Annotated in this window: 24 protein-coding genes; 13 read left to right on the top strand and 11 right to left on the bottom strand. The window is 44.0% G+C overall.

The genetic code is table 11. The features are described 5' to 3' along the window. Nucleotides 1–1,397 precede the first annotated feature (1,397 nt). The 3 genes from SIB58_RS07655 to SIB58_RS07665 all read left to right on the top strand — a co-directional run bounded on the left by SIB58_RS07655 (nucleotide 1,398) and on the right by SIB58_RS07665 (nucleotide 3,618). Nucleotides 1,398–1,700 carry a Nif11-like leader peptide family natural product precursor gene (locus tag SIB58_RS07655; RefSeq protein ID WP_066905564.1) on the top strand — a complete coding sequence of 101 codons (303 nt, stop codon included), beginning with the start codon at nucleotides 1,398–1,400 and terminating at the stop codon, nucleotides 1,698–1,700. A gap of 1,015 nt (nucleotides 1,701–2,715) precedes the next feature. Continuing rightward, nucleotides 2,716–2,988, top strand: coding sequence for a DUF3764 family protein (locus SIB58_RS07660; protein WP_066905562.1), 273 nt, complete (start codon nucleotides 2,716–2,718; stop codon nucleotides 2,986–2,988). Between the two features lie 363 nt (nucleotides 2,989–3,351). Next, nucleotides 3,352–3,618 (top strand): hypothetical protein, encoded by a 267-nt coding sequence (locus SIB58_RS07665; protein ID WP_066905559.1) that lies wholly within the window; start codon nucleotides 3,352–3,354, stop codon nucleotides 3,616–3,618. A 1,079-nt stretch (nucleotides 3,619–4,697) separates the two neighbouring features. Here SIB58_RS07665 and SIB58_RS07670 read toward each other — a convergent pair. From SIB58_RS07670 to SIB58_RS07680, 3 genes are all read right to left on the bottom strand, one after another. Next, nucleotides 4,698–5,183, bottom strand: a complete 486-nt coding sequence (locus tag SIB58_RS07670) for a hypothetical protein (RefSeq protein WP_074159271.1) — start codon at nucleotides 5,181–5,183, stop codon at nucleotides 4,698–4,700. Nucleotides 5,184–5,311: 128 nt separating this feature from the next. Continuing rightward, a complete protein-coding gene (locus SIB58_RS07675) occupies nucleotides 5,312–5,632 on the bottom strand; it encodes a hypothetical protein (protein WP_066905556.1) in 321 nt (106 codons plus the stop codon). A 727-nt stretch (nucleotides 5,633–6,359) separates the two neighbouring features. Next, on the bottom strand, nucleotides 6,360–6,593 hold the full coding sequence (locus SIB58_RS07680; RefSeq protein WP_066905554.1) for a hypothetical protein: 234 nt from the start codon (nucleotides 6,591–6,593) through the stop codon (nucleotides 6,360–6,362). A gap of 418 nt (nucleotides 6,594–7,011) precedes the next feature. On the opposite strand from SIB58_RS07680, the gene SIB58_RS07685 reads away from it, so the two are divergent. Next, nucleotides 7,012–7,608 carry a DUF1543 domain-containing protein gene (locus SIB58_RS07685; RefSeq protein WP_067325424.1) on the top strand — a complete coding sequence of 199 codons (597 nt, stop codon included), beginning with the start codon at nucleotides 7,012–7,014 and terminating at the stop codon, nucleotides 7,606–7,608. A gap of 393 nt (nucleotides 7,609–8,001) precedes the next feature. On the opposite strand, the gene SIB58_RS07690 is transcribed toward SIB58_RS07685, so the two are convergent. Further along, nucleotides 8,002–8,169, bottom strand: coding sequence for a hypothetical protein (locus SIB58_RS07690; protein WP_156486518.1), 168 nt, complete (start codon nucleotides 8,167–8,169; stop codon nucleotides 8,002–8,004). 1,388 nt (nucleotides 8,170–9,557) lie between these two features. Then, a complete protein-coding gene (locus SIB58_RS07695; protein WP_066905550.1) occupies nucleotides 9,558–10,265 on the bottom strand; it encodes an esterase/lipase family protein in 708 nt (235 codons plus the stop codon). Nucleotides 10,266–10,318: 53 nt separating this feature from the next. Between SIB58_RS07695 and SIB58_RS07700 the strand changes: the two genes are divergently transcribed. Then, nucleotides 10,319–10,789, top strand: coding sequence for a DUF427 domain-containing protein (locus SIB58_RS07700; RefSeq protein WP_074162582.1), 471 nt, complete (start codon nucleotides 10,319–10,321; stop codon nucleotides 10,787–10,789). A gap of 59 nt (nucleotides 10,790–10,848) precedes the next feature. Here SIB58_RS07700 and SIB58_RS07705 read toward each other — a convergent pair whose 3' ends face one another. Beyond that, nucleotides 10,849–11,358, bottom strand: a complete 510-nt coding sequence (locus SIB58_RS07705; protein ID WP_066905546.1) for a hypothetical protein — start codon at nucleotides 11,356–11,358, stop codon at nucleotides 10,849–10,851. A 712-nt stretch (nucleotides 11,359–12,070) separates the two neighbouring features. On the opposite strand from SIB58_RS07705, the gene SIB58_RS07710 reads away from it, so the two are divergent. The 5 genes from SIB58_RS07710 (at nucleotide 12,071) to SIB58_RS07730 (ending at nucleotide 16,977) form a co-directional block, all read left to right on the top strand. After that, a complete protein-coding gene (locus SIB58_RS07710) occupies nucleotides 12,071–12,610 on the top strand; it encodes a PAP/fibrillin family protein (protein WP_067325421.1) in 540 nt (179 codons plus the stop codon). A gap of 1,471 nt (nucleotides 12,611–14,081) precedes the next feature. Next, nucleotides 14,082–14,420: a hypothetical protein gene (locus SIB58_RS07715; protein WP_066905542.1), complete on the top strand. Its 339-nt coding sequence runs from the start codon at nucleotides 14,082–14,084 to the stop codon at nucleotides 14,418–14,420. Between the two features lie 70 nt (nucleotides 14,421–14,490). After that, complete coding sequence (locus SIB58_RS07720; protein WP_156486517.1) at nucleotides 14,491–14,655, top strand: hypothetical protein; 165 nt, start codon at nucleotides 14,491–14,493, stop codon at nucleotides 14,653–14,655. Nucleotides 14,656–14,794: 139 nt separating this feature from the next. Further along, a complete protein-coding gene (locus tag SIB58_RS07725; RefSeq protein WP_067325418.1) occupies nucleotides 14,795–15,034 on the top strand; it encodes a Nif11-like leader peptide family natural product precursor in 240 nt (79 codons plus the stop codon). Between the two features lie 1,367 nt (nucleotides 15,035–16,401). Next, nucleotides 16,402–16,977 carry a hypothetical protein gene (locus tag SIB58_RS07730; RefSeq protein ID WP_231856984.1) on the top strand — a complete coding sequence of 192 codons (576 nt, stop codon included), beginning with the start codon at nucleotides 16,402–16,404 and terminating at the stop codon, nucleotides 16,975–16,977. Nucleotides 16,978–18,197: 1,220 nt separating this feature from the next. Here SIB58_RS07730 and SIB58_RS07735 read toward each other — a convergent pair. From SIB58_RS07735 to SIB58_RS07750, 4 genes are all read right to left on the bottom strand, one after another. Further along, complete coding sequence (locus tag SIB58_RS07735; RefSeq protein ID WP_156486516.1) at nucleotides 18,198–18,428, bottom strand: hypothetical protein; 231 nt, start codon at nucleotides 18,426–18,428, stop codon at nucleotides 18,198–18,200. Nucleotides 18,429–18,620: 192 nt separating this feature from the next. After that, a complete protein-coding gene (locus SIB58_RS07740) occupies nucleotides 18,621–18,866 on the bottom strand; it encodes a hypothetical protein (RefSeq protein ID WP_156486515.1) in 246 nt (81 codons plus the stop codon). Nucleotides 18,867–18,896: 30 nt separating this feature from the next. Next, a complete protein-coding gene (locus tag SIB58_RS07745; RefSeq protein ID WP_231884110.1) occupies nucleotides 18,897–19,289 on the bottom strand; it encodes a hypothetical protein in 393 nt (130 codons plus the stop codon). A 985-nt stretch (nucleotides 19,290–20,274) separates the two neighbouring features. After that, nucleotides 20,275–20,829 carry a hypothetical protein gene (locus SIB58_RS07750; RefSeq protein ID WP_067325412.1) on the bottom strand — a complete coding sequence of 185 codons (555 nt, stop codon included), beginning with the start codon at nucleotides 20,827–20,829 and terminating at the stop codon, nucleotides 20,275–20,277. A gap of 133 nt (nucleotides 20,830–20,962) precedes the next feature. On the opposite strand from SIB58_RS07750, the gene SIB58_RS07755 reads away from it, so the two are divergent. Further along, complete coding sequence (locus SIB58_RS07755) at nucleotides 20,963–21,391, top strand: NUDIX hydrolase (protein WP_067325409.1); 429 nt, start codon at nucleotides 20,963–20,965, stop codon at nucleotides 21,389–21,391. Here SIB58_RS07755 and SIB58_RS07760 read toward each other — a convergent pair. Then, nucleotides 21,379–21,612, bottom strand: a complete 234-nt coding sequence (locus SIB58_RS07760) for a transcriptional regulator (RefSeq protein WP_066905534.1) — start codon at nucleotides 21,610–21,612, stop codon at nucleotides 21,379–21,381. The two genes, SIB58_RS07755 and SIB58_RS07760, sit on opposite strands and share 13 nt — an antisense overlap. Nucleotides 21,613–21,646: 34 nt before the next feature. Here SIB58_RS07760 and SIB58_RS07765 point away from each other — a divergent pair, with 34 nt between their 5' ends. Beyond that, on the top strand, nucleotides 21,647–22,456 hold the full coding sequence (locus SIB58_RS07765; RefSeq protein ID WP_066905532.1) for an ABC transporter ATP-binding protein: 810 nt from the start codon (nucleotides 21,647–21,649) through the stop codon (nucleotides 22,454–22,456). Nucleotides 22,457–22,487: 31 nt separating this feature from the next. Continuing rightward, complete coding sequence (locus SIB58_RS07770) at nucleotides 22,488–23,192, top strand: hypothetical protein (protein ID WP_231884109.1); 705 nt, start codon at nucleotides 22,488–22,490, stop codon at nucleotides 23,190–23,192. The last annotated feature ends 1 nt before the right edge of the window (nucleotide 23,193 follow it).

Here is a 23,193-nt window from a genome sequence, read left to right on the forward strand (position 1 = left end):
CTGAGGATCCGCAAAGCATTCGGTGACGGCACGCATGGCCCTGCCTTCACAGATCAGGAAAAACAGCAACTAGCTTCCCTTATCGATGACGCCATCACCACCTGCAACGTCTCGCAGTGGTACTGCAAAAGGTTTGGGATATCCTTGGTGTTTCTAAAATCAAGCATAAAGCTTACACACTCAAAGTCCCTGCATTAACAGTCTCTTATATTTCTTCAATAGCCTGACTAATCCCCATCAATAAGCCTTCAATACTTGTCATAATCGAGGGCAGTTGAAAAGGGATAAATAAAGGAAAATTCTATTTATTCTCGCCTAATTTGTGCAGCAGTAATTCCCCTGATGACAGCGACCCCAATTCATCGGGGTCAGCCTGCTCCCTACAAATTAGAAAGCAATTGCTCGATTCGCATTGCACAGAGGCAGTTGTTGATGACCATCACCTGTGACAGATATCACTAAGGGATGTAACAAGCCTCATCAAATAATTGGGGGGGGAGAGAAGGGAGTTCTTGAGTTCATAAGCTCACAAACATCGGTTCTACTCCTTGCCTGTGCAAGTTAATGATAAGCCTTCTTCTCCTATTAACTATCACGTAGCTACTGTATTTACCGTCAAAACAATAAAGGGGTAAATTTGAAAATTGGAGGAGTGGAAACAAAATACTCCAACAATACTGGTATTCACTTGAATGGTTGAGGTGAGTCGACATGGGTATATACCTAAGACTTCCTAAAACATAGTGATCGACACATACCATTGTGCAAGCTCAGGCGAAGAAGAAATGTGAATCAAGGGCAAACAATGAACAACATCACGGACCCGAAGTCAGGTTATTTAATGGGAGACTCTACGTTTACGAAGGGCAACGCTGACCGTCAAAATGACTACTGAGCAGAAAAGATACTCGTATTACGAAAATAACACAAAGACTTACTAGAGAAGCTCAGAGCTGGTGCCTGACCTCTGGACATGCTCAAAGCCCCAGGTAATCTTTATGAAGTTGTTGAGATTACAAAAAACTAGATTTTTATTACTGCTGAGGATTTCAAGAAAGTCTATCCAAACCCTTCAGAGGAATCACTGAAAAACACGTAATATTGAGGGTAAAGACTTAGTTCCAATTGGTAGGTGCTGGGTGTACGAAAGTGCCATTTGGATGTAGGAAATTGAATTCAGAGATTGCTTACATACTGAGATAAGCTAGTTAAGCCGTCCTAACAAAGCCCTCGCACAGAATGGAGCTTTGAATTGTCAATCACCACGGAGGGTCTGTGATTCGGCTTCCGTACAAACCGTCTGGAGGTCCTGAAACCGTACCTTTGAGGTCGGCTGTCCCTCTATTTTCTGCCGTACGAGCGGCCTAGAACAAAAGGGTCACCATTCGGAGACACCCATGACTCAAGAACAACTCAAAACCTTCCTGGAAAAGGTCAAAGCTGACACCAGCCTTCAGGAGAAGCTCAAGAAAGCTGCTGATGCTGATGAAGTAGTTGCAATAGCTAAAAACGTGGGTTTAACTATTTCTGCTGATAACTTGAAGAAAGCCCAGTCAGAACTCGCAAATGAAGAGCTAGAGAAGGTGGCCGGTGGAGAACAGTGCCCCCTGAATACTGGGTGCCCCCTGCATACTGGCTGGTGGTGCACTGGAGTACTAGTAGATCAACAACCACATCGTTCTGCCGCCAGTAACATATAAGTGCAAAAAAGAGGCGATTAGCAACATGGGCGAATAATGCGAGAGAGTAAGGATTAAACCTAATCATTTTTCCATCAATCATACACTTAAGCCCAAAATCGGATATCTAAATTAGAACGGTGATCAAAACATAGAGAGCCTGATGCATTCTATAGAGACTAACAAGACGCAAAAAATTCAACAGCAAGATTTAAAAATATATGGTAATAGAAGAGGGTATAAAGCAGTCAAATAACTACGATGCCAAAAATCACTTCAAGAAAGAAAAATGAACCAATCAGCTGAATTAGAACTGATAGCCTTAATACACGTAAAACAACTTAATGATCGAAGCGTAGCATAGCAAAAAGAGAGAATAAGTACATAAATGGCAAATCAAAAGACTTTGGCGAGGTATGCATTGACTAGCTGAAAGAAACAGCACTGTAAGCGTCTGAATGAACAAAACTGGATAGTCTGGTCTAAACAATCACCAGAAAAACATTAGAACTTTTCGGAGTCCACACCAAAGCTATGTAGCAAGTTTAACCAGAAAGGGTGTGATCCTAAAAAACCAGGGGGTTATCCCCACAAATAACAAGGCTCAACGATGACTTTTAGGTCAATCTTAATCATCGCCCTCTCTATCGCTGTGGTAGATAGAGCAATCACCAGCTCCTAAAATCAGGCCAATGAGCAATCAACTAAGAAACAACAACACACAAGAAACAGAAATCAGGGTTAGAGATTGCTGCTGTCGATGATTCGTAAAACAAACAAAAACGAAATCAAATATGAAACAATAACTGACCTATTGCTAAAGCTGCTCCATTAGGAATCTCTGCAGTGTCAGAAAACGACTCATGGCCTTTCTAATAATAATCAAATAAATACCACTATTTGAGAGTAGCGAAAAACAGATTGAAAAGGAATTTCGCTCTCCTCATCAAAACTGAACAATTGAAAAAGACTGTCACAAAGCGATTTGATCAATCAAGGGAAGATGTAAGAATATAATGGAGCATCAATTCAAGCCATGGAAACCACTGTCTGGACTTTCAACTTAAGCGTTCCATTTACAGAATGGGTCAAAATCTATGACAGCGAAGATGTCACCAAGATGCACTCTTCAGTGGGAATTAAAACGCTGTTTCGTGGAGTCAGCAAAGACGATGTATTTAAAGTCTGTGCCGTTCAACAAGCCCCAGCTGGGGTAGCACAAAAACTGTACGAAGATAACAAAGAGATGATTAGAGGGGCTGGTCATATCATTGAAAGTACAGTGATAACTGCCTATTCAGAGGATTAATATCAGCATCAAAGCGCAACATTAAACTGAATCTCGACTACAGCAAAAGAATTTTTCAATAGAATAATGAAAATCTTTATAGTTAAATTAAATCAAGAACAGTTCCACTCAGTAAACAAGATTCACAACAAATAGTGTGCGAGTCACAATTTGAAAGTATATATGTAATTAGAAGAAAGCGGCATTTAAACAAATGCAAAACAAAAGTAGTTAAATTAATTAAATAAATTCTAGATATCGAAAATAGAAAAAATCAGTAAAGCGAATAAACCAATATAATTTAATAACTTTGTATGGATTGTGAATAAAACACCATGAGTCGTATAATGAATAAGGACCCAAATAAAATCTTACAAGGGAACAATGAATTTTGACATTGTAATTCTTGATGAATTCATCAAAAACTATCCAGAAATAAAATGGAAAAATTGGAAAGACTATGTAAGAGAGCAAATGATCAGCCAGGGAGATCACTGGTCAACAGCATCATTGCCAGGAAAAGATATTTGGGATTGCCTAGACAAGCATCAAATTAATCCTCTTCACCTCGTGCAGTGGAAACCAACTGTAGACACTCTTTATCAGGTGAGCTTGCCGGACCATCCACACCCGTTCGATCATCCGTTGTAGATTATTTGTATGCAATGCTTTGTACAATACCATTTAATTTAAAAAAATAGACTTGCTTTTAAAAGCCTAGGCGCCTTAGTTATCAATAAAAAATTGTTTTGACGTGAATTTAGCCATCAATGAAAATACATGCAACACGGTATTCACTAAAGGCTAGTAAAAATTGAGCAACTGGTCACAAATGAGAATCTTTAATAGAGCAGTTTAGACAGACCAAAGCACACGCCTCAAGCCTATGGTTCGTATCCTGAAGCAACTTATGAAATTAGTATGAGACAACGCAAAACACCTTATTTTCCTCTAAGCAACCAATATTTCTACCTAGTTTTTTCTGTAATTCTATCTTTTTTGTTTGGGTGGTCACTGGAGGTCTATCTATTAACATCAAGCGGCTTGCTAGATTAACAAACAATCAAATACTGACCAGAGCATAAAAGAAAATGCGTATTAATAAAATACAATTTCTAAAGTAACGAAAGACCCGTGGTGGAAATGAAAAATATATACAGGCTCGTAGAATTATACCCCTTCCACGATTAGCATATTCATGGATCAACAGAAGACCAACAGGAAGCAATTAACTGGGTACAAGACCTATGCACTCAGATCAAACGATCAATGCTTGTTTTAGATCAGCAGACAACAACATAGTAAAACAATTTAATACTGAAGTTAACAAAGTATGAACTATGGAGGACTGATAGGAGACGTATTCATAAGACTACAAAATCTACGGGGAAAATAATCGATAAAACCTAACTTTCAATAATTGAAAATGATAACAGCAGGTGATTAAATTGATCTAGGAATAGACGGATAATAAAGAAAATATACTAATTGTACTGAAGATTGTTGGCAATTAGGAACGCTCGGAAAATAGATCTGCTGAACTATCGTGCGAGTTAAATAATCGATAGCCTTAGAACACAAAATTTCAGACTCATTGCGAGAACAAGACATTTAAAGGGGTGCGACGTCCAAATCAACTAATAATAGTTTAAAGTCTTAAAAAATTAACTCGCAATGGTAAATAATTGGCTCGAGAAAAATGACACAAATAAACAAGTATTAAGAATATCCTAATGGGTTTCGGATGCTTCACTATCATCACATGGCTTCCAATAGTTACCAACTTTGAAAACAGTATTACAACCCATTCGTTTAGCAGCAAAAAGTGCGAGTTTTTCGCTTGAATACATCAGTTGACTTTCAAGATGAGAATTCTTTAATGCATGGGGATGTGAATGATGAATATGAGGCATTTGTTGCTTAGATCCGCTTAAATTGACAAAACCCATGCTCAACGGACCAGCGGTCCAGACCGCCATAGTATTTAAACCAACAGAAAGTAATCCCATACCAACAACAGACGCAGTAATAGCTCCCATGGAAACAAGTCCAATGCCAACAACACCCATTGGCACAATGCCGATACAAACTACACCCATAGGAACAATTCCGATAGCTACGACTCCGAGTGGTGCAATGCCAAATGCAATTGGCTTAGGTTTCGAACCGCAGTGCTCTGATGTATTGGAGTTAGAAGCTGATGATTGAATAGCCATTGGTCTGAATAATATCTCTCTCGTACACTAGACATAGGAGTAACAGCCGTACATTACACATAGCAGCTGACCATCAAAAGAAATGAATGCGACTCAAATGAAACTGATCCAACAATCAAAAAGCACAGTCAGCTTGATTGCGATTGGGTGGCAACGACATGTATTTCCTCCGCCAGTTTTTTGATGGCCGCTAGCGTTTCTCGATCGGTCTGGGCTTGTTGTTCAGCGATTTCACTTTGTATATTCTGACCAACAATAATGATTGACAACAACACCAGCTGCAGAAATGTTTCAGCAATCCAGGATACAATTTCTAAAGGATCTTCTGATGACAATGCTTCAGGCAACGAGATCAGCGCTATGAAGGCAAAAAGATAGGCGCAAGTCATTGTACCTACTTTTTCTGTGACAAAAAGAGCAACTTGTTTATTGAAGTCTCGGAGAGGCATAATAGGAAATGATCTGATGACGAATTTACAACTTATAACTCATGAAAGTGTAAATTACCAGAATTGTTTGGATATAAAGTCATATTCAATTACAATGACAGCTAATGCTAAAGAATAAATCATAAATGATAACCTGTCGAATGTGCATATGCTCATGAGCACAATCACATTTAGAGGTAGAACTCATTAAATCCAAAAATTCACAGATGCTCTGAAGACTTTTCAGGCGTTAATCTAATCAATGCGAATGAAATGGAAAACAAATGCAGAAACTTTTATGATGCGCAAAATCAACGACAATGAAGCCAGACGAATCATTGTGGAGCCATAGTCCGTTATTAAGACTCCCAGCCAAGACTAAACAATCATGATCGAATTCCTTACGTTCAACTCATGCCTTGCATTGGACACAAAAAATACAAGCTTCAAAAGGGGTAGTTTTAATCAAACGAGTTTTGGTAATAAATGTGCGCCGCTCAGCGACACAGCAAAAAAAGTATGCCCTTAAAGGGTTAGCCATAATGCTTAAAATAGTCTAAGCGGAAATAAAATGAGATAAGACCACGACGATTTTCGTCATGATGAAGATAACATCACTGACTAAATCCAAGAATTCGGGAGAAGATCCTATCAGATTCATTACAAACAGGAGCTAATGATAAAACAATCATGCAATATAAAAAGCACTACTAAGCACTTTCAATTCAGATGAATCTGATTTCTGGATTCAGGTCTGACGCTTGAAGGTATAGCAACCTCCATGGTAGCCGGTGAAGGGCTGGGCATAGGTGACCAGTTCCCAGCCTTGAGCACCGAGTTCATTCATCAGCTGAACAAGGCTTACCTGCTGCGGATGGTTTCTAGAGATCAAGGGCTTGTCGTCCAGCCAGAGCTCCTCAATCTCGCCAGTCCAGCTCTTGCCACGGGGAACGAAGCGCAGCTGTGTGTATTCCCAGGCCATCAACGCTTCATGAGTCGATGGACCCTAAAGCCATGAGCTGCAAATTGAGCGCGTCGCCCCCCCACAACGTGATTCAGAGACCATGAAACAAACCGAACGGTGTTTGCTGAAGGGGCAGTGCGATCAGTGAAACCAGTCACAGGCAAACAATTCCAGGTCAGAGACCAGCAACACGATGGCCAGCTCTGAAACGTGACAACGCTTGAAGGGACACCACCTATCAAAACCATGTCATGCTGTAATTTCTGAACCTGAGGTCAACGGTGGACCGTGAAGGTTGATTCAAGGGACTAACCAACTCGAAGAGAAGCGGCAGAGCAACGCTCACGAACACTTGTTCCCGCTCAGCATGACGGATTAGGATCGAATGACTTAGTGCAGAAGCGTTATTCCGCATTACAAGCCTAAAATTTGAGCAATGAGCAAAAAGCCGAGGCTATTTCTGGTTGTTCTGGGAGGGAGAATCGACGACTGTCACATAGAACTGCACGATGTTCGTTGGGTCGTGGGTGCAAACATTGAGGAGACAATTCCGAAGCTGAGACAAGAATGGTTTGGATTAACAACCGGACTGCATATCGACAGTTACAAGGCAATCCAGCATGTTGATGGCTACACCATTGAGCTAATCGAGAGAAACGAGGAAGAAAACTCGAAACAAACGACGTCGTTAAACACAAAGAACGAAAAGCTTTGGTTCATCAACCTTGGGGGCTATGACAGAAACTCGTTACAGGAATTACATCAATTCGGCCTGGTCGTGGCTCCCAGTAAACAAGCGGCAAAGACAAGAGCACGTCAGCGTTGGCTAAACACAGCCTTGCAGGTCCATAAGGATGACTTACACAGCATCATCAACCTGGGTGCAGTCGATGACTGTTTACCCATCTTCCAGCTTGAAGGATGGCAAATCCTGCTAAAAGCTGAGCCAGAAATAACTGATACGGAACTAAAGCCAGATTGGTTTGGATATTGGCGAATCGATGGAAGAGTGCCGAAACCCCGGCCTGAGTAACGGAGGTTTTGATCAGCCAACGATCAAGAGCAGAAGAAATATCAAGTGTAAATCAGGAGTTGGCTCACCTAAATCAGATCATGGCTCGGAGTGATTTCAGTCATATTGAACCTGACCATAGATCTTCAGCAGATCAACGCTTTAAGAACTTTTCATTTGTCCTGGCCATAATCTCAACGGACAAAGGTCCTGAAGATAGGGGTGAGGGAACGGACTAAGTGCAGACGAATAGCTTTCCAGAGTAGAGAAGAAACGTTAACAATGGCACGAAATTCTATAGTACGAGGACCAATAACTACTAGAACAGGAGCACTATGAGAGAACAACCAACTTCCGATTTATTGACAGCCAAATTCAAATTGTAAAAACATCTGCTAAAAAATAGAATAGCAATTAATAACGTTCGGGAAGACGGGGAAGATCGCCCAAATAAAACTCTTGATACAAAGCTCGAGCACCTTCTTCATTGCTGGAATCAATCAACAACGCAATACGACTCTTCCACCATGCCCTAATGGGACCTGCATATCGTTTAATAAAGGCATGAGAAGGAAAATCCATGAAGGGCAAGTGAACAAGTATTATTAGATTGGACATCCTTTATAGAGGCATCCTTATCGAAAGTCAGTAGCAGAAACTACAAAATTTTGACAATAAAAATTGCACCCGCATCTTTAATAAATAGTGTAAAAGAAAGGGATCAGTAATTTTGGAAGACTTATAAACATTGGACTCAGGAGATCAAAAAGCCAACAAAGCCATTCTCACCCAAATCAAACCTGCATTACCCAAAAAAATCGGAAAATAATCGTGTACAACAATTCTCCTTAATCAAATGCAAGATGAAAATGAACAAAACACTAGCTTGCAACGCGAAAATCCGGAAAGCGGAGAACCCTCAAGAAACATCATGCTGGTACCGAAAATGATCAAGCCTGGTCAAGTAATGATCAATCAACTTATTAGCCTTTCATTGCCAGTCAACACAGACATGGACCTAAACTATTGTGATTAACATGAATTCAATCAGATAAATGCAGTAGTACCGTTAGCAAAAAATGCTGCTCATTGTTAGCGCTGAAATACTAAAATAGTTTAAATTAGTTCAGTAGATTCATTTTGACTGCGAAGCAATTTCAGAGCTCGGTTGAGCAGAATTGAATAACTAGTTAATATTGCCCCATGCGTGAAGATGTTAAAAATAATTTAAACTGCTTGATCAAGTTTCGCTTGGTCAAAATATTAATCCCAGGATAAGGAGCACAAGTAAGGCAAGGAGTCAATTCAATCCATTTGCAGGATCATTATTTATGCAAACATGAATATGCATAGACGCAGATGCAAGAGAGACATTATACAAAGGTGCCCAAACTAGCTGGATGAATTGAAAATAGTATGAGTTTTCACTGAAAAATTATTTGTTATTCTTCCATAATTTTGAACCGTCCCAACCGACAAAGAAGGCAAAGATGATCGCCCCGTATGCACTAGGCACGATGACACCCTCTTTCACCATGGTAATGAATGCCAACACAAGAAACACTAACCACGAGACAAAAGACCACCTATCCTTTTTAGATGACACCATGACAGTTGCAAGAACTCAAATCCTAGACACTACACCGGAACGATCATGCACTATGGCTAATTCCCCCTCAGCCCTTTCTAGTGCTGACGAGTCTTTAATCTAAAAACGTTAAAATTGCTTGCTTATCTAGCTCACACGCCACAGCCAATAACTTGATCAATCGAAAATCCATCGCTTCAACTTTCAATACCTAGAATTGATTTATTTCAACACTTAACAGCCAGAACTCAGCAAAAAGCACAAACAAGTGACCATTCAACAAAACACATTTACACCAATTGCATTATCCAAATAGTACTCAAATACTTTTTACAATTAGACAACTTAGCAGAATAAATACAAACGACAAAAAAGTGATGTACTAAAAACACTTAATAACAAATCGCCACCAAACTTCAAGTCTTGCTGGAGTGAAATAACATTTGGTGCCAAACAAACCACCATGGGCTGTGTCATGAAGAATGAAATGGCGAGCATCTCGAAGCAGAGCTGAATCCACTGGCACCAGACCATCACCCTTAACATCCACGGCTCCAGCAATACCGCGGTAGCTGCCTTTGGCGCTGCGACGACTGAAATGAGAAGCGATTTCACTCTGCAAATCGAGATCGCCGGCAATGGCCACATAATCAACGCCAGGCTCATGACATCCAGGCAAACATCGATCAACCATGGCCCGAAGCGGTGTAGCACGAACAGCCTGGTGTGGACTGCCCAAGGTGATCAGCCGATCACATCGGGTAGCTCCTGCATAGGAGCGTCCTTGAAAGAGTTGACGACTGAGATAAAGCCGGAGCATCACCCCCCCAGAGCTATGGCCGATTAAAGTGATTCGAGCTGACGGTGACTTGGCTTGGAGGCGCTTCACCATCTCATCGACACGATCCAGAACTCGGCGCCAGCCAAACCCCCAACTCGTGAGAAGCCAGTCATAGCGGCTAACTGGGACAATCTGAGCGTCGATCACTCCCTGTTGCCGCAGCCATTCGGCCATTGGCTTATAAGCCTCTTCTGTGATCAGGAAACCACCGAGAATCACAACAGGCTGAAGTGGGTCAACAGAAGCCATAACTCCGATCGGGCCCAAACAACGCCATCATCTCTGTAATCGAGAACAAGGCCATGACAAAAGAAAGAGTTGCTGACTATCCGCGACCTCCAAGGCTTGAGCTTAGTTCCGATCATGTACTAGTGAAGGTAGGAGGAGAAATACTCTTCGATGGCAGTGGTTGTCAGCGAGTACTAGAAACCTTTCATCCACCCACTTACTACCTACCCCCAACAAGCACAAAACTGAAGCTGTTGATTCCCGCAGCTGGTCGCAGCTTCTGCGAGTGGAAGGGAGTTGCTGAATATTTCGATGTCATAGCTGGAGGTTATCGAGTACACCGCGCAGTATGGCGCTACCCATCTCCCACAGAATCCTTTCAAGCAATTGCTGGTTGGTTTGCTCTTTATCCAGGATTAATGGATGGGTGTTGGCTGAACGGGGAAGAAGTAACCGCTCAACCAGGAGGTTTTTACGGAGGCTGGATCAGCTCAGCAGTTGAGGGTCCATTCAAGGGGGACCCTCGCCATCCAGAACTGATCTAGTCCACAGAATTTATTAGTTAAGCAGAATTGATCGTAGAAAAGCACCTGAAGAAAAGATCTCATGAATCATTCGACCATTGCATTTTTAATTTCTCGTACAAAAGACGTTGCCTGGAAGTTGTCACCAAGCTGTCAAGACAAAGCTTATAACCGGATTTTTGGTTACAGAAAATTTTTTGCGAGGTTTCAGCAATCCACTCAATAAATCTCGATGCACCAGATTCGGGCAATTTAAAAATTTCAGTATACTTATGTATTTCCACTTCCTGCAAGTAAGGAAGGACTTCTCGATAATCAGAAAGTTGGTAGAGAAGAAATTGCTCACCGAGCCAACAATCTTTTAAAGAAAGGTTTGTGCGCTTATCACAAATTTCAGGATCAGCACAAGTAATATATCTAAGTCTGCCAAGATATGAAATCGATTGAAGTTGCTCAACCTGATCAAGATGGCAGTAACTAATAGTAATTAGTTCAGGATGCTGGTTAATCTCAGCAACATATAATGCTGCATGAGCATCGCCTTCATCAATAACGTCACCAAGCCAATTTACAATAGATGGAATTCCCATATCGTGCGAACCAATCTCTTATGTTAAGAAGTCAGGAATGGAGGCAAGCACTCAATTGAGTCACTGAGATGTGTCTTATCGTCAATACAGATCAATGAGGACAAAAGCAGTTGCCAAGCCTGAAGGAAGGAGGCTGTACGGCAAAATCATGGAAGTCAAAATAGCTGAAAAATAATAAAGAACAGTCGCTCCCTTGAATCGTTGCTAGATTAAAGAAGATATATTTTTTAAAGCATGAAAATTGCATTTGGATTTCTAGCGAGTCTTGTTCTTATTGGCGTCGGCTCTTCCAGCAATGCCGGCTCGGTAACAGGAACAGGATTCGACAAATCAGCAATCATTGACGACCTCAAAACGAATGTGCCACAGGGCTCGAAGATCACAGAAACAAACTGTGAAACAATCGGCGTACCTTCAGGTGGCGATAATAAATATCGTTGTACTCTTGTGTGGGAATAATTACCCTGAGCAATGCATGCCCAATAAATGTAAATTTCCGACTAAAGCACAAAAGCAATAAAATCAATAATTATACGCAGGAAGGAAAATATCCAGGCAAATCTAATAACTAGAGCTAGAAATCAAACTGGCCGCTGATTTATTGCAAGATCAAATTCATTAATGCCTTCAAGCTTATCAGTTTTAACGTAATTACGAAGCAATCATTTACTGACATAGATAGAATTGATGATCAATACAACCTCTTTCAAACATGGATACATTGATTCGCCTGTTAAGAGAACAGCCGAATGATGATAGGATCCCCGAGCTCGTTATGACAGCAGAGGAACGGTCAAACGTTGATCTCAGCAAGACTGAGGATCTGCTGATGGGTGTCTGGGAACTACGATGGAGCAGCGCAAAACAACCATGGCTGAAGCAAGCAAACTGGCTTGAGAATATCCAGGTTCTAGATCCAGCAAATGCTCGAGGCATGAATCTGCTACGTCTTGCCGGACCATTGGGAGCGGTAGCTGCAGTAACCGTCGAAGCAGAGCTGACTACTGATAAAACAAATCGAATCGGCGTGAGATTTCGCAAAGGTGGGTGGAGAGGCCCTGCATTGACAGGTGGACGACGACTCGAATTGCTCAAGAGCGTAAACCAATCATTTCCTGCATGGCTTGATATAACTGCACTTTCAAACGAACTAAGAATCTGCCGAGGCAATGCTGGAACGACATTCGCCCTCCTGAAACGGCATGACATGTCAGTCTCTGACTTCTTTCATCCATCCACAAACCAGCAGTGAGAGATTTTGTGTATGGAGCATTCCAGAAATACGTTCCACAAATTTCTATAATCACGCCCAAACGGCCAATTGTCAGCTACAGATCGCCTGACCAGAACATCTAGAACGTCAGAGCGTTTATGTCAGATGATCACGCAACCGAAAATGCCGCGGGGACAGATGCTCGGTTTTGATCAAACTTTTTTAGAGTTAATGATTAACTCTTCTGTCAGTGCCCATAGAGAACTCGCGTGGGAGCCAAGCAATCCATGAGCCAGCCGAAGTGTCACTGTTGGGATTAGTACAGGACTAGGCGAAACCAGGATCCTTGCTAGATGAGCGGAAGGTATGGAACTCCATCCGTGCTTGAGGGGGGTAAGATTACGGAAGGTAATTAGGTTTTAGACCGACTTACTGAGTGCCGGTTGCTCTTCTTCACTCCAGTAGACATGCATATCGGTCCAGTCATGCCAGACGATGCCAAATAAGCAAAACTTGTCCCTGCTGGCACAACACAAGGATGAACAGGATGGTGAAGACTCTGCAGATAGGGACGCTTGCAGTGCTTGCCCTGGTGACTGTTGTTGTGTTGGGAGTCGATCAAGGCAGACAACCAAACAGCGATCGACCAGCTGAAAGCAAAGGACAATTGGAACGGTTGAGGCAGGAGCATCTTGACGATGCCGTGCCACTAAAGAAATGACCCAAGGTGATGTGTGCCTAACAAAAGATCCTGACGTCTTCCGGGTCCCAAGGTGCAAGACGTTGCACTGTGGAAGCTGGTACCTATTGACTCGAGAAAGCTTCTACAAATGGGTAGATGCTGGGGATGCTGGTGACCGAAGAGCAAGACAAGAAGAAAGCTAATGAAAAGGATCGGCGCAAATAAAAGAAAACTGAGATTAATTTAAGAAGTGTATCTTGTGGAATAACTAAACATCCACTATTTCTTGACAAGCCTGCGCGTAGTGGTGACTTTATCTCATAACTAAACTAGTAAAGATATTGATTTATCACTATAAAAAACAACAAGGAATCCATAAAAGGCACAAAGGTGTAAACATGAAAGCAGTTACACCGAGCGAATAGCATCACACCCATCAGATGGTTCACAATTGAGCCAGGACCAGTACAGGAGTTGGCTCGTTTATTGTCGGAGTATCATCCGCTTTACACCCGACAGACGACAAGCAGCTGGCGACATACCGACAGCTGCAAGAGATCGCTGATCAGAAATGGGTCGTGACAACGATGACACTGACGAAAGTGCTGAAACGGATCATTTCATCTCTGCATGCCTGAGGCTCACCAACGAAGCGCCTGAAGATCTCTATTGAACGGACTGGAGAACGGGGCATGTTCCGTATAGTGAGGCTTCAGTGCCCCGTGACCAACCTCACAGCCCTGGTTGAGGCAGGTCATCAACTCAGCATTTGATTGCGGAGATGGTGTCTCCATCGAGAGGAAACAACCCTCCACCGCTTGCAGATCAATGCCTGACTTCACTGACTTCGGTGGCACCTACCTGACCGTTCAGTCGGAAAAGATCAACTTCGGGAGTTTTGAACCAGGGCAAGCAATGTTGCAGGAAGCTTTTGTGGATGATCAGCTGGTTGGTTTTAAAGGTGGGCAAGAAGGTGAAGAACTGCTCCCAACCAACAGATTTTTGGATATAGGAGCCTGCGGAGCCGGCCTGCAGAACGACGCTGACTTCAACGATTTAGTGATCGGCGTTAGGGAAAACATCAGCGGCGCCTTTAGTCCTGGTGACATGACCTACAAGACAGCAGCAGGCTTGGTTTTTCCTGGTTTATACGATCTAGCTAGCTAGCTATGCAGGCAGCTTCAGCGTCCCAACTGACAACATCGGCAGTAATTCTGGTACTTGTGGCACGACCTTCATGACTGAAACCTTCGAGCCCCCCCTTGGGATGAACATCGCTGGATTGCTGAACACTGTTCCTAAAGATGGGGAACATGGTTACGACTGGACAATTGCGGGCGCTGACCACTACCTGAAACCAAAGCTGAATTGGGATGCCATTTGCGATCTCGGCACAGCCTAAGCCACGGCGATTCAACGCAATGCCCCAGTTTCAAAAGTTGAGATTTTAATCACTCAGAGGCTTCGACCACTTCGTAAGCGTTGCAGACCTTGATGGTGATTAAGACCGTTGCTATGACTGCCGAAGAAACCTGATAGCCATCTCAGAAGCGCAACTCAAGGCATTCCTGGAAAAGGTTCAAAACGATACCAGTCTTCAGGAGAAGCTCAAAGCAGCTGCCGATTCTAATACTGTACTTGCAATTGCAAAAGAAGCAGGGCTTATGATTTCTGCTGATGATTTAAAGAAAATTCAATCGGAGGTTTCAGATAAAGAACTGGAAGGCGTGGCTGGTGGATGTGCATGCTTCAAGAAAACCGAAATTTGGTTTAGTCGTTAACGATAAAGCCCAACAAATTGACTCTAATCCCCATTTATTGTCGAATCTACTAACGGTCCAAGTTAGTATAGTAATTTTTATTCCTATGACATTAGAAGGCAATAACGTATTTCAAAATTAAAGTAGAAAACGGTTCCTATGAAAAAAGAACAAAAGTAGCAAACCTGCCAAAGTGACACCAAAAGCATTGATTGAAAAAAAGAAACGTTACAAGAATCTTCAAGACAAGATCAAAGCCCAGCTGATGCTGATGCAGTAAGGGGCATTGCTAAAGAAAGTGAATTTACAATTGCTGAGGACGATCTGAGAAATACTCAATCAGAATCATCAGACGAAGAGCTTGAAGAAGCTGCTAAAGTCATAGTTGACAGAACCTGGAATGGAAAAAATAATGCTTAAGAGGTGGTTTATGTGAATGTTGTGATGAGGTGGTGCAGATGACGAACTAAGATCGATACTGTTTAATCTAAGAGCTCATGAGGATCTTCTGCCGATGATCATCAACACAACCTGCAGACATAAGAGTCAACTCTACAAACCATCCAATAAGCCATAAATCTAGAATCAATATCTATCAGAATTATGTGCAAGACTCATCCGGTCTAGTCATCGTAAAAGACTATTGCTATAAATAATGTAGAAATGTGCTTTCCATCTCAGAAGACCAACTTAAAGGATTTCTAGAGGAGATCAAGGCAACAAAAATCCTCGTCAGCCCGTCAACCAAAGATGCTTCCAATCAATCACCCATAAGAGACTTTTCACTGATGGATACTGCTGGATCGAAATCAAATACACTAATTGATAGAGTTGCTGCGCCATTTTCTGTATCGACATTGAACTCAAGTTTACTGCCTGAGTATTCGACTGCCCATCAATCATAAAGACACAGTCGGATTCTACAGGCTCATGCGAAAAGTCTTTGGTCTAATAGCGAAGGTTATTGAACGAATCAGCATTAGATTGCGATTAAAAGGATCAAGATACTTGTCACTAAATCCATCCTCCTGATATATCATGAGCCGGTCTGAACTTTCACCGTCACCGATGACAGTTGATCAGCTAATCAGTAAATCCTCAAGTCCGAAAAATATTCCAGCAAATTGGATAATGACCTAGATCCTTATCTCAAGCTGGAAACAGCTCGTAACCAAGCGACTTGTAGCGACAAACAAGCAATTATCGCCTAGATCACGAAACAAGGTCAGAAGCGTGATTGCAGCCGACACATTGAATAGGTATCTTTGCAAAACCAGAAATACATTTGCGCATACGCACAAACCCAGCGCAACTGAATTTAATGGAAACTGTTACATTTTAAAACCATTATTAAGAATTGAAAATTCCGCTCAAGTAATTGATAATTGGTGCATAAAGTTGATTTTATGGAACAACAAATTCTGAATTACGACACGAGCAAATATAAGTTTCAGGAATGGGCATGTGAAGTTCTAGGCGTTTCAAGCCTGGAAGATGTACATGCATCAAACAGAGTTAAGCTGTTAAACAAAAGCCCCACATCAAATCAGCTAACCAATTCTTTTAATGAAATAGTTGAGAATTATCGTTTATTTGTATTAGATATTATTATAGGGAAGCTAGGAAGTATTGACTCATATCAGAGTCCCCCCTCCTTTCGCTTTCACTACTGCGGCAGAGGAAGTAGTGTTTTTCATAAAGATCGAGACTTTGGGGTTGAAGACGGAAGAATGAACGTTTGGGTTCCTCTGACAAAGGTATGGGGAAGCAATAGTCTCTGGGTTGAAAGCGACGTTGATGCCAAGGATTTCAAGCCACTAACATTGTGCCCAGGGCAGGCTTTAGTTTTTGATGGTGTGAATCGTGGCCATGGATCAAAGATAAACACTACAAGTCAGAGTCGTATAAGTTTTGACTTTCGGTTCATGCCAGGACCAGGACCTGCCGTCCCTACCTCGTATTGACTAAAAGTGAAATAGACGCTGGTTCGAGCAAGCAATCTAAGTTCGAAATCGATTTATCTGAGGTAGGAAACAATATGAGAGTATCTCTAAGTCCAATATGTAAATAAGGGATTTTATTGAGTTACACCTGATTTTTCCTCTTCCTGCTTGATACCACGTCTGTATAGTCTCAGAAACATTCAAGAATTCTTCCTGAATGAGGTTGACATGCTTTCAACTAGGCTGGCTTTAATCATAGAAGAATATACACATCGACTTTGATATTTCTCAAAGCAACGACAGGAGTCATCTAGTTTCCCATCAAATAACAGTAACGATTAGATTAAGCATTCTGATGGATGCTTATATGACTAATAGAAGTCTAGCTCCAATGGTTACAGCATCAAATCAAAATAAAGAGATGACACCAATGGTTTGCATATGGCATACGCGGATCGATAAAGTTCAAACTCCGCAACGAATGCGACAGCTGGCGCAGCATCAATCAACAGATGAAGTGAATAGGCACGCACTCACTTCAGCAACAGCGAACTTTTGCTTCTCTGCAGACCATATTCTCAGACCCGCCACCGGGACGAACAACTGGGGTCGACAACAAGACCTCATCGTTAGCTCTGGGCAACCTCAGATCAAATCGAACCGGCATTGTCAACGAGGCACCTGGGCACACGAGTGGTCGTGTCATTTGCTTCGCCAGGAGCATTCATTTTCGGACTGGTGAGTTCCAACGCAAGAAGAACAGCTAAAAAATTCCTAACCCATATCAAAGGCAACAAAAAAATCTTCAAAACGAACTGAACAGCGAGAGGAATGCACAGCCTTTTTTAGATGGCGCCAGAAAAAGTGGCTACGGGCTTTCAATGGATGAAATCACTGAACTCGGCGCTGAGGAACTGAAAATCGTTGCTGATATAGGCAATGGTTGTACCTGTACGGAAGTGGTCACTAAATATAACTGCGGTCACTCATCCACACGAATGCCTGTATTGAGCATCTGAATTTGATATCAACATATCATTGCATACAACTTCCAAAAAAAATTTGCAGCAAGACTCTCTTCATGAAGTAACCAGCGGTTAAAATGTAAACTTACAATGATTACCTGAAAAATATTATTAAAATTTTCCATTTCCAATCTATAGCCTTTTATGAATTGATCAAATTGATATAGATTCTGATTTTCAAACCAAAGTTGATATTTGGCTAAGATTTCGTCTCCATCAAATTTTAGAGAGATTGCCTTTCAGCGCTTCATAACACACATAGTTTGCCACTCCCGCACCATATCCCAAAGAAAAACTACTGATGCTGTCAGTGGTATCTTCAACATAGCTTTTTGATAGTGGGGGGACAACCTGTCCAGTTGCTACTGACGTGGTAAAAATTGAAGCCGTTAGGGCAACTACAATGGGTTCAGCCTTTTTAAGGCCTATAAGTTGCTCAATAAGCATTAGCAAAAACGTAATGGATCATTCTTAGCACGAAGCACAAGCGAAAACAGTACCAACCCGATTTGCGTTGAATGTTTTTGGCTAGCCACGAATACCGTCAAGAGTACATAACCAATATTGATAGGTACATAATTAGCCAGCCTTGACTATTGCTGACCAGTGAATTGGCAAAACATCAGCAGCCCAACGAGATTAATCCTCTAAATATACTTTCACCCTAAGCTTAAAAATTCGCTTGTATGGAAAAACAATCCAAAATCGCCACAGTCCCCATGCCAATAGCCAACCAAATCCACCTGCGATAAGACCAACCAAAAAAGAATACCCGACTAAAAAATGACCAGTATATTCCAAGTGAAATAAAGCGACAAGAAATGCTGAACAAACAGCCACTAAATAAGTTGGGATTTTGGGGTGAAGTTTACGTTGTTCAGACATGATGCTCTGTTTCTTTCCTGGTCATCGTCATCATCTTGGGTCAGTCGTTACAAGCTTCCATTCAGCCCCTTTAGGAATCTCGGGGCCAACATTGATGTCTGCGGGCTCTTCAAACACCACCCGCCAATCAGCTACACGGCAGGCGACGTAGTCACCTCTCTCGATGCGGATGCCTCCAAGGGTCGATGGAGCTCCATAAAAACCACTGATCCACTCGGATTCGACTCCTAAGCCTCCCCTAAACCAGACCCAACAACGACAGTTGGGCTGAGTGGTGGATTGCTTGGCTACCACGTGGAGTTCCCCATAAGCACGAAAGATAGGCGGCTGACGGCGGTCAAATCTGTTGCTTTCCACTGGGGTCACTTGCCCGCCGACTGCCAGAACGTTTGTACCGAGGGTGAAGCCATGGGTGGCAGACAAGTGACACCTACACACTCTCAGGGCTTACAATGATTTGCGCCTGACTTGCTGCCAGTCAGATCAGAACAGGAAACTTCGTGGTCGTCGGAACTCCTCAGCACAGTGCTGGGCTCTTCAACGATGACTGGTGGATGGGACCAATTATCTAATGTGAGAGCGAAGCCCTCAAACCCAGAGCCAAGTCCCTCTTGCAAGTGGCAGATGTTGACGGTGGCTCCTTGCCCTGGTTCAACGCGATTGCAGTAACCCACGTTCTGCTTGCACTCGATGGCGATGGTGATGAACAGTGATTCGACCGCGTCTTATGACTGAGGGCAAATGGTCATTCCCACAGTGGGACTTCATGCGCAAAAAAAGCAATGAGCGATTCGACTGATGCCAAAGCCCCCATCGCTGTTGGATAGTGATCACATCAACGGGATTTGGAGGCGTTCAATGAGTAACGACGGTCCAACTGAGCACCAGTTAGAAGCTGCCTGACTGGCCCGACAAGCCATACAGCCAGACGCTTCGACCCGCCCTACTCAGCCGTCTGAGTAATGGGTTCGAGCAACATTCAGACAAGCCGTCTTCCTCTCACGGAGGGCGGCTTTTCTTGTGGGTATGCCTTGACACGGGGGATGGCGAGGCACCTATCAAAACCCAAAAAGCTGCTCATCATTCCACTAAAAAACGGATTGAGATGCACTGGTCATAACCAGAGTGGTATTTTTCTCAGCAAACATGATTCAAAATGTCGCTCAACATTTCGTTGACCGACTTCAGGCAGATTGCTCATGAGCACATGAATTGGCATCGCTGGCCTTACAAAAGTCATATACAGGTTGCTTCTTTTTGGTTGTGCTAAGCCAAAAATCAATTTCGACTTTACATAACCCAATCAATGCCCGATATGCTTTCATGATCAGACCAGGATAAAGCTTTAAATTAAAACAACTATTGGCCAAAAATCAGTGTCCAGAGAAAAGGGCTTTTTCAACAAGCATTACGCATCATCATCATCCTCATAATCACTAAATGAGATCAAATATTCATCGTTGTCGTTCTTTTCAATCACCCATGCGAACACCCAACCGTTTCCTTCACCCGTGTAAACGGTTCCAGACCATGATTCATCTTCATCTTCGACTTCAAGAATATCGTCTTCAGAGATACGAGCAGCCTTGGGAAACAGCTTCATGAACACCATTCCGGCCAACATCGATGCCTGGTCATCGCTCATGTAACTCAACTCATCCTGCGAGAACTGCTTGCCATCGCCAGCAAAATCAGCCTCAAGCAGATTTCCCTTGAGAGGGATGTTCTTGGCGTGACCCAAGCCGACCTGAATTCGCGCTTCATGGTCCGGACATCTTTCAGCCAATGCGATGCGCTCTTTGGAGTCCGAGGCGAGGCTCCTGATTTTGGCGACGAATTGTTCGAATTCCATGCTGTGAATGGTGGCTGAGCCGTGGTCACTTGTCATTGGCTGGACCCAACCGATTGTCGCAATGCTATGGCTGGAATGGCTTGTCATCCCAAGCCAGATCAGAGCTGGCATTCAGCATGGAACACAGTAGGTTTAACTCCGACAGACATTTTTAAGAAAGCTGTTATACCTCTGATGAATCTCGCCACCTTCACATCACTCTCCACACCTAGAACGAATGCCTCGGCCTCAACTGAATAAGGCGATGACCGTTGAAGTTGCACTGGCAATGCTTCAGAAGGAAGACCGATGGCTACTGCAATTGCGTGATGAAGACCCAAAGATCGTTGCGCCTGGATGCTGGGGACTGTTTGGTGGACATCTCGAGCCCGGAGAAAGCGCGCTCATCGCTATACAACGAGAACTCAACGAAGAGATCGGTTGGTGTCCGGAACTACTGAACTTCTGGTTCCGGCATCAGGATGAGCAGCGCATCGTCCACGTGTTCACAGGCAAGCTCAACGAGCCACTTCAACAGCTTCAACTGCTTGAAGGCCAGGACATGACATTGGCCAGCCCCGAACAGATTCGCTGTGGTCGGCTCTGGAGCAGAAAATTGAATCAAGAGCGTCCTCTGGCATCAGAACTGTCCATGCTGGTCAACAAACTCGATGAAATCACTCAGGCGGACTGAAACAACAGCACGAGACCCAAAGCGACCAAAGCCAGCAGAATCCAGAACCAGAAACCACCGGATCTGATTCCGGACGATCGGATTGGTCGTCCTCCACCGCCTGATCGTCGCACCTGTTGATCCGCCGGGACTCCACAGTGGGAACAAACCAGGCGGCCACCAAGCGATCGATCAGCGCGGAAGCTGGTGGAACCACAACGGGCACAACGACGATCAAACATCAACAGGAACTCGCGACAGGGCCAGAATCAACCGATGGAGCTTGATCAGGCAAAAGATACAGGTTCAGCCTGGCTGGATTGTCAGGCCATTGAGGCCTGGATCAATGGTCATCAGGTTGTCAAAGACCTCACGCTTCGTCTCCGAAGTGGAGAGTCAACGGCTGTGCTCGGTCCCAACGGTGCTGGCAAGACCACACTGGTGAAGTTGATCAGCCGCAGTCTTTACCCGGTGGTCAAACCGGGATCGCATCTGCGCTTGTTCGGATCTGAGACGGTCAATCTCTGGACACTGCGCCAACGACTTGGGGTCGTCAGCAACGAAGTGGAACAACGCATCCCCGCTTCGCTCACTGGCCGGGAGCTGTTGCTGGCAGCTTTTTTCGGTGCCATCGGTCTTGGCAGGGACAAAACACCCACAGCCGAACAGAGGTCGCGCACTGAAGCATTGCTCAAGAGCATGGATCTTGACGGTCTGGCTGACGAGAACTACGGGCAGCTGTCTGAAGGCCAGAGGAGACGTCTTTTGATTGCCAGAGCACTGGTGAATGAACCGGAAGTGCTTGTCCTGGATGAACCAACCAATGCTCTGGATCTGCGCGCACGCCACAAGTTGTTGAGAATCATGCGGGGTTTGTGTCAGCAAGGCACCACTCTGGTGCTGGTGACTCACCAGGTGGATGCCATCATTCCCGAGATTCAGAGAGTTGTGGGCCTGCAGGACTGTCTCGTTAGCCTTGATGGCTCAGCTGAAGACATACTCACCGGACCCAGACTTTCCGAACTGTTCGACACTCCATTGACTGTTGTGCAGGCGGGTGGGTACAGACAGGTCTTGCCAGGATGACACTGTCCGATGTTGTGCTCTCGAGGCTGATGTGCTTCTGATCCTCCCGGCCATCAGCATGGCCTTCGGCGGTCTGCTCGGCAGTCGCATCAAACCTGGCAAACGCTTTCGAGGTGTTGTTGCCCATCTTGTGGGCGGTCTGGTCCTTGGCATCGCAGCTGCGGATCTGATGCCGGCTGCCAGCGATAGCGGTCACCCATTGGCTCTGGCCATAGGTTTCTGCCTCGGCTTCTCACTGTTGCTGGTGATTAATGCGGTCCTGGAGGACCCCGACGAAAGAGCTGAACAAGGTCGACCACGACCGATGCTGCTGCTGATGTTGCCCTTTCTCGTTGACAGCCTGATCGACGGGCTTGTGGTGGGTATCAGCAGCAATGCGGCAGAGCATCAGTGGGTGATTCCCGTGGCCGTTGCCCTCGAAATGGGATTGGCGACTCTCGGACTCGGGACTCTGCTTGGACGTGGCGCAGGTCGCTGGCGAAGCGGAGTCTCAGGTGTCCTGATGGCTCTCACCTATGTGATGGGTCTCAGCATCAGCCTGGTGATCACCAATGGGTTGCAGGGACCTGCCCTGACCGGCACACTCGCTTTCGGTACCGCTGCTCTGATCTACCTGGTGGTGGAAGAGGTGATGAAGGAAGCCCATGCAGGCGGAGAGGATGATTCGGGTCCCGTCAATGTGGCTTTTTTCATTGGTCTGCTTTGCATTTGGCTGCTGGACTCAGTCACCTCCTGAG

It is taken from the genome of Synechococcus sp. MIT S9504 (genome assembly GCF_047497135.1).
GTDB lineage: Bacteria > Cyanobacteriota > Cyanobacteriia > PCC-6307 > Cyanobiaceae > Synechococcus_C.

Bases quoted from the DNA above. Each gene is read 5' to 3' on its own strand.
- SIB58_RS07695 (WP_066905550.1), bottom strand. From the start codon at position 10,265: ATGGCTTCTGTTGACCCACTTCAGCCTGTTGTGATTCTCGGTGGTTTC.
- SIB58_RS07750 (WP_067325412.1), bottom strand. From the start codon at position 20,829: ATGCCAGCTCTGATCTGGCTTGGGATGACAAGCCATTCCAGCCATAGC.
- SIB58_RS07685 (WP_067325424.1), top strand. From the start codon at position 7,012: ATGAGCAAAAAGCCGAGGCTATTTCTGGTTGTTCTGGGAGGGAGAATC.
- SIB58_RS07700 (WP_074162582.1), top strand. From the start codon at position 10,319: ATGACAAAAGAAAGAGTTGCTGACTATCCGCGACCTCCAAGGCTTGAG.
- SIB58_RS07760 (WP_066905534.1), bottom strand. From the start codon at position 21,612: ATGTTTGATCGTCGTTGTGCCCGTTGTGGTTCCACCAGCTTCCGCGCT.
- SIB58_RS07705 (WP_066905546.1), bottom strand. From the start codon at position 11,358: ATGGGAATTCCATCTATTGTAAATTGGCTTGGTGACGTTATTGATGAA.
- SIB58_RS07710 (WP_067325421.1), top strand. From the start codon at position 12,071: ATGGATACATTGATTCGCCTGTTAAGAGAACAGCCGAATGATGATAGG.
- SIB58_RS07735 (WP_156486516.1), bottom strand. From the start codon at position 18,428: ATGCTTATTGAGCAACTTATAGGCCTTAAAAAGGCTGAACCCATTGTA.
- SIB58_RS07675 (WP_066905556.1), bottom strand. From the start codon at position 5,632: ATGCCTCTCCGAGACTTCAATAAACAAGTTGCTCTTTTTGTCACAGAA.
- SIB58_RS07715 (WP_066905542.1), top strand. From the start codon at position 14,082: ATGCCTGACTTCACTGACTTCGGTGGCACCTACCTGACCGTTCAGTCG.
- SIB58_RS07655 (WP_066905564.1), top strand. From the start codon at position 1,398: ATGACTCAAGAACAACTCAAAACCTTCCTGGAAAAGGTCAAAGCTGAC.
- SIB58_RS07660 (WP_066905562.1), top strand. From the start codon at position 2,716: ATGGAAACCACTGTCTGGACTTTCAACTTAAGCGTTCCATTTACAGAA.
- SIB58_RS07670 (WP_074159271.1), bottom strand. From the start codon at position 5,183: ATGGCTATTCAATCATCAGCTTCTAACTCCAATACATCAGAGCACTGC.
- SIB58_RS07765 (WP_066905532.1), top strand. From the start codon at position 21,647: ATGGAGCTTGATCAGGCAAAAGATACAGGTTCAGCCTGGCTGGATTGT.
- SIB58_RS07740 (WP_156486515.1), bottom strand. From the start codon at position 18,866: ATGTCTGAACAACGTAAACTTCACCCCAAAATCCCAACTTATTTAGTG.
- SIB58_RS07720 (WP_156486517.1), top strand. From the start codon at position 14,491: ATGACTGAAACCTTCGAGCCCCCCCTTGGGATGAACATCGCTGGATTG.
- SIB58_RS07680 (WP_066905554.1), bottom strand. From the start codon at position 6,593: ATGGCCTGGGAATACACACAGCTGCGCTTCGTTCCCCGTGGCAAGAGC.
- SIB58_RS07665 (WP_066905559.1), top strand. From the start codon at position 3,352: ATGAATTTTGACATTGTAATTCTTGATGAATTCATCAAAAACTATCCA.
- SIB58_RS07690 (WP_156486518.1), bottom strand. From the start codon at position 8,169: ATGGATTTTCCTTCTCATGCCTTTATTAAACGATATGCAGGTCCCATT.
- SIB58_RS07755 (WP_067325409.1), top strand. From the start codon at position 20,963: ATGACCGTTGAAGTTGCACTGGCAATGCTTCAGAAGGAAGACCGATGG.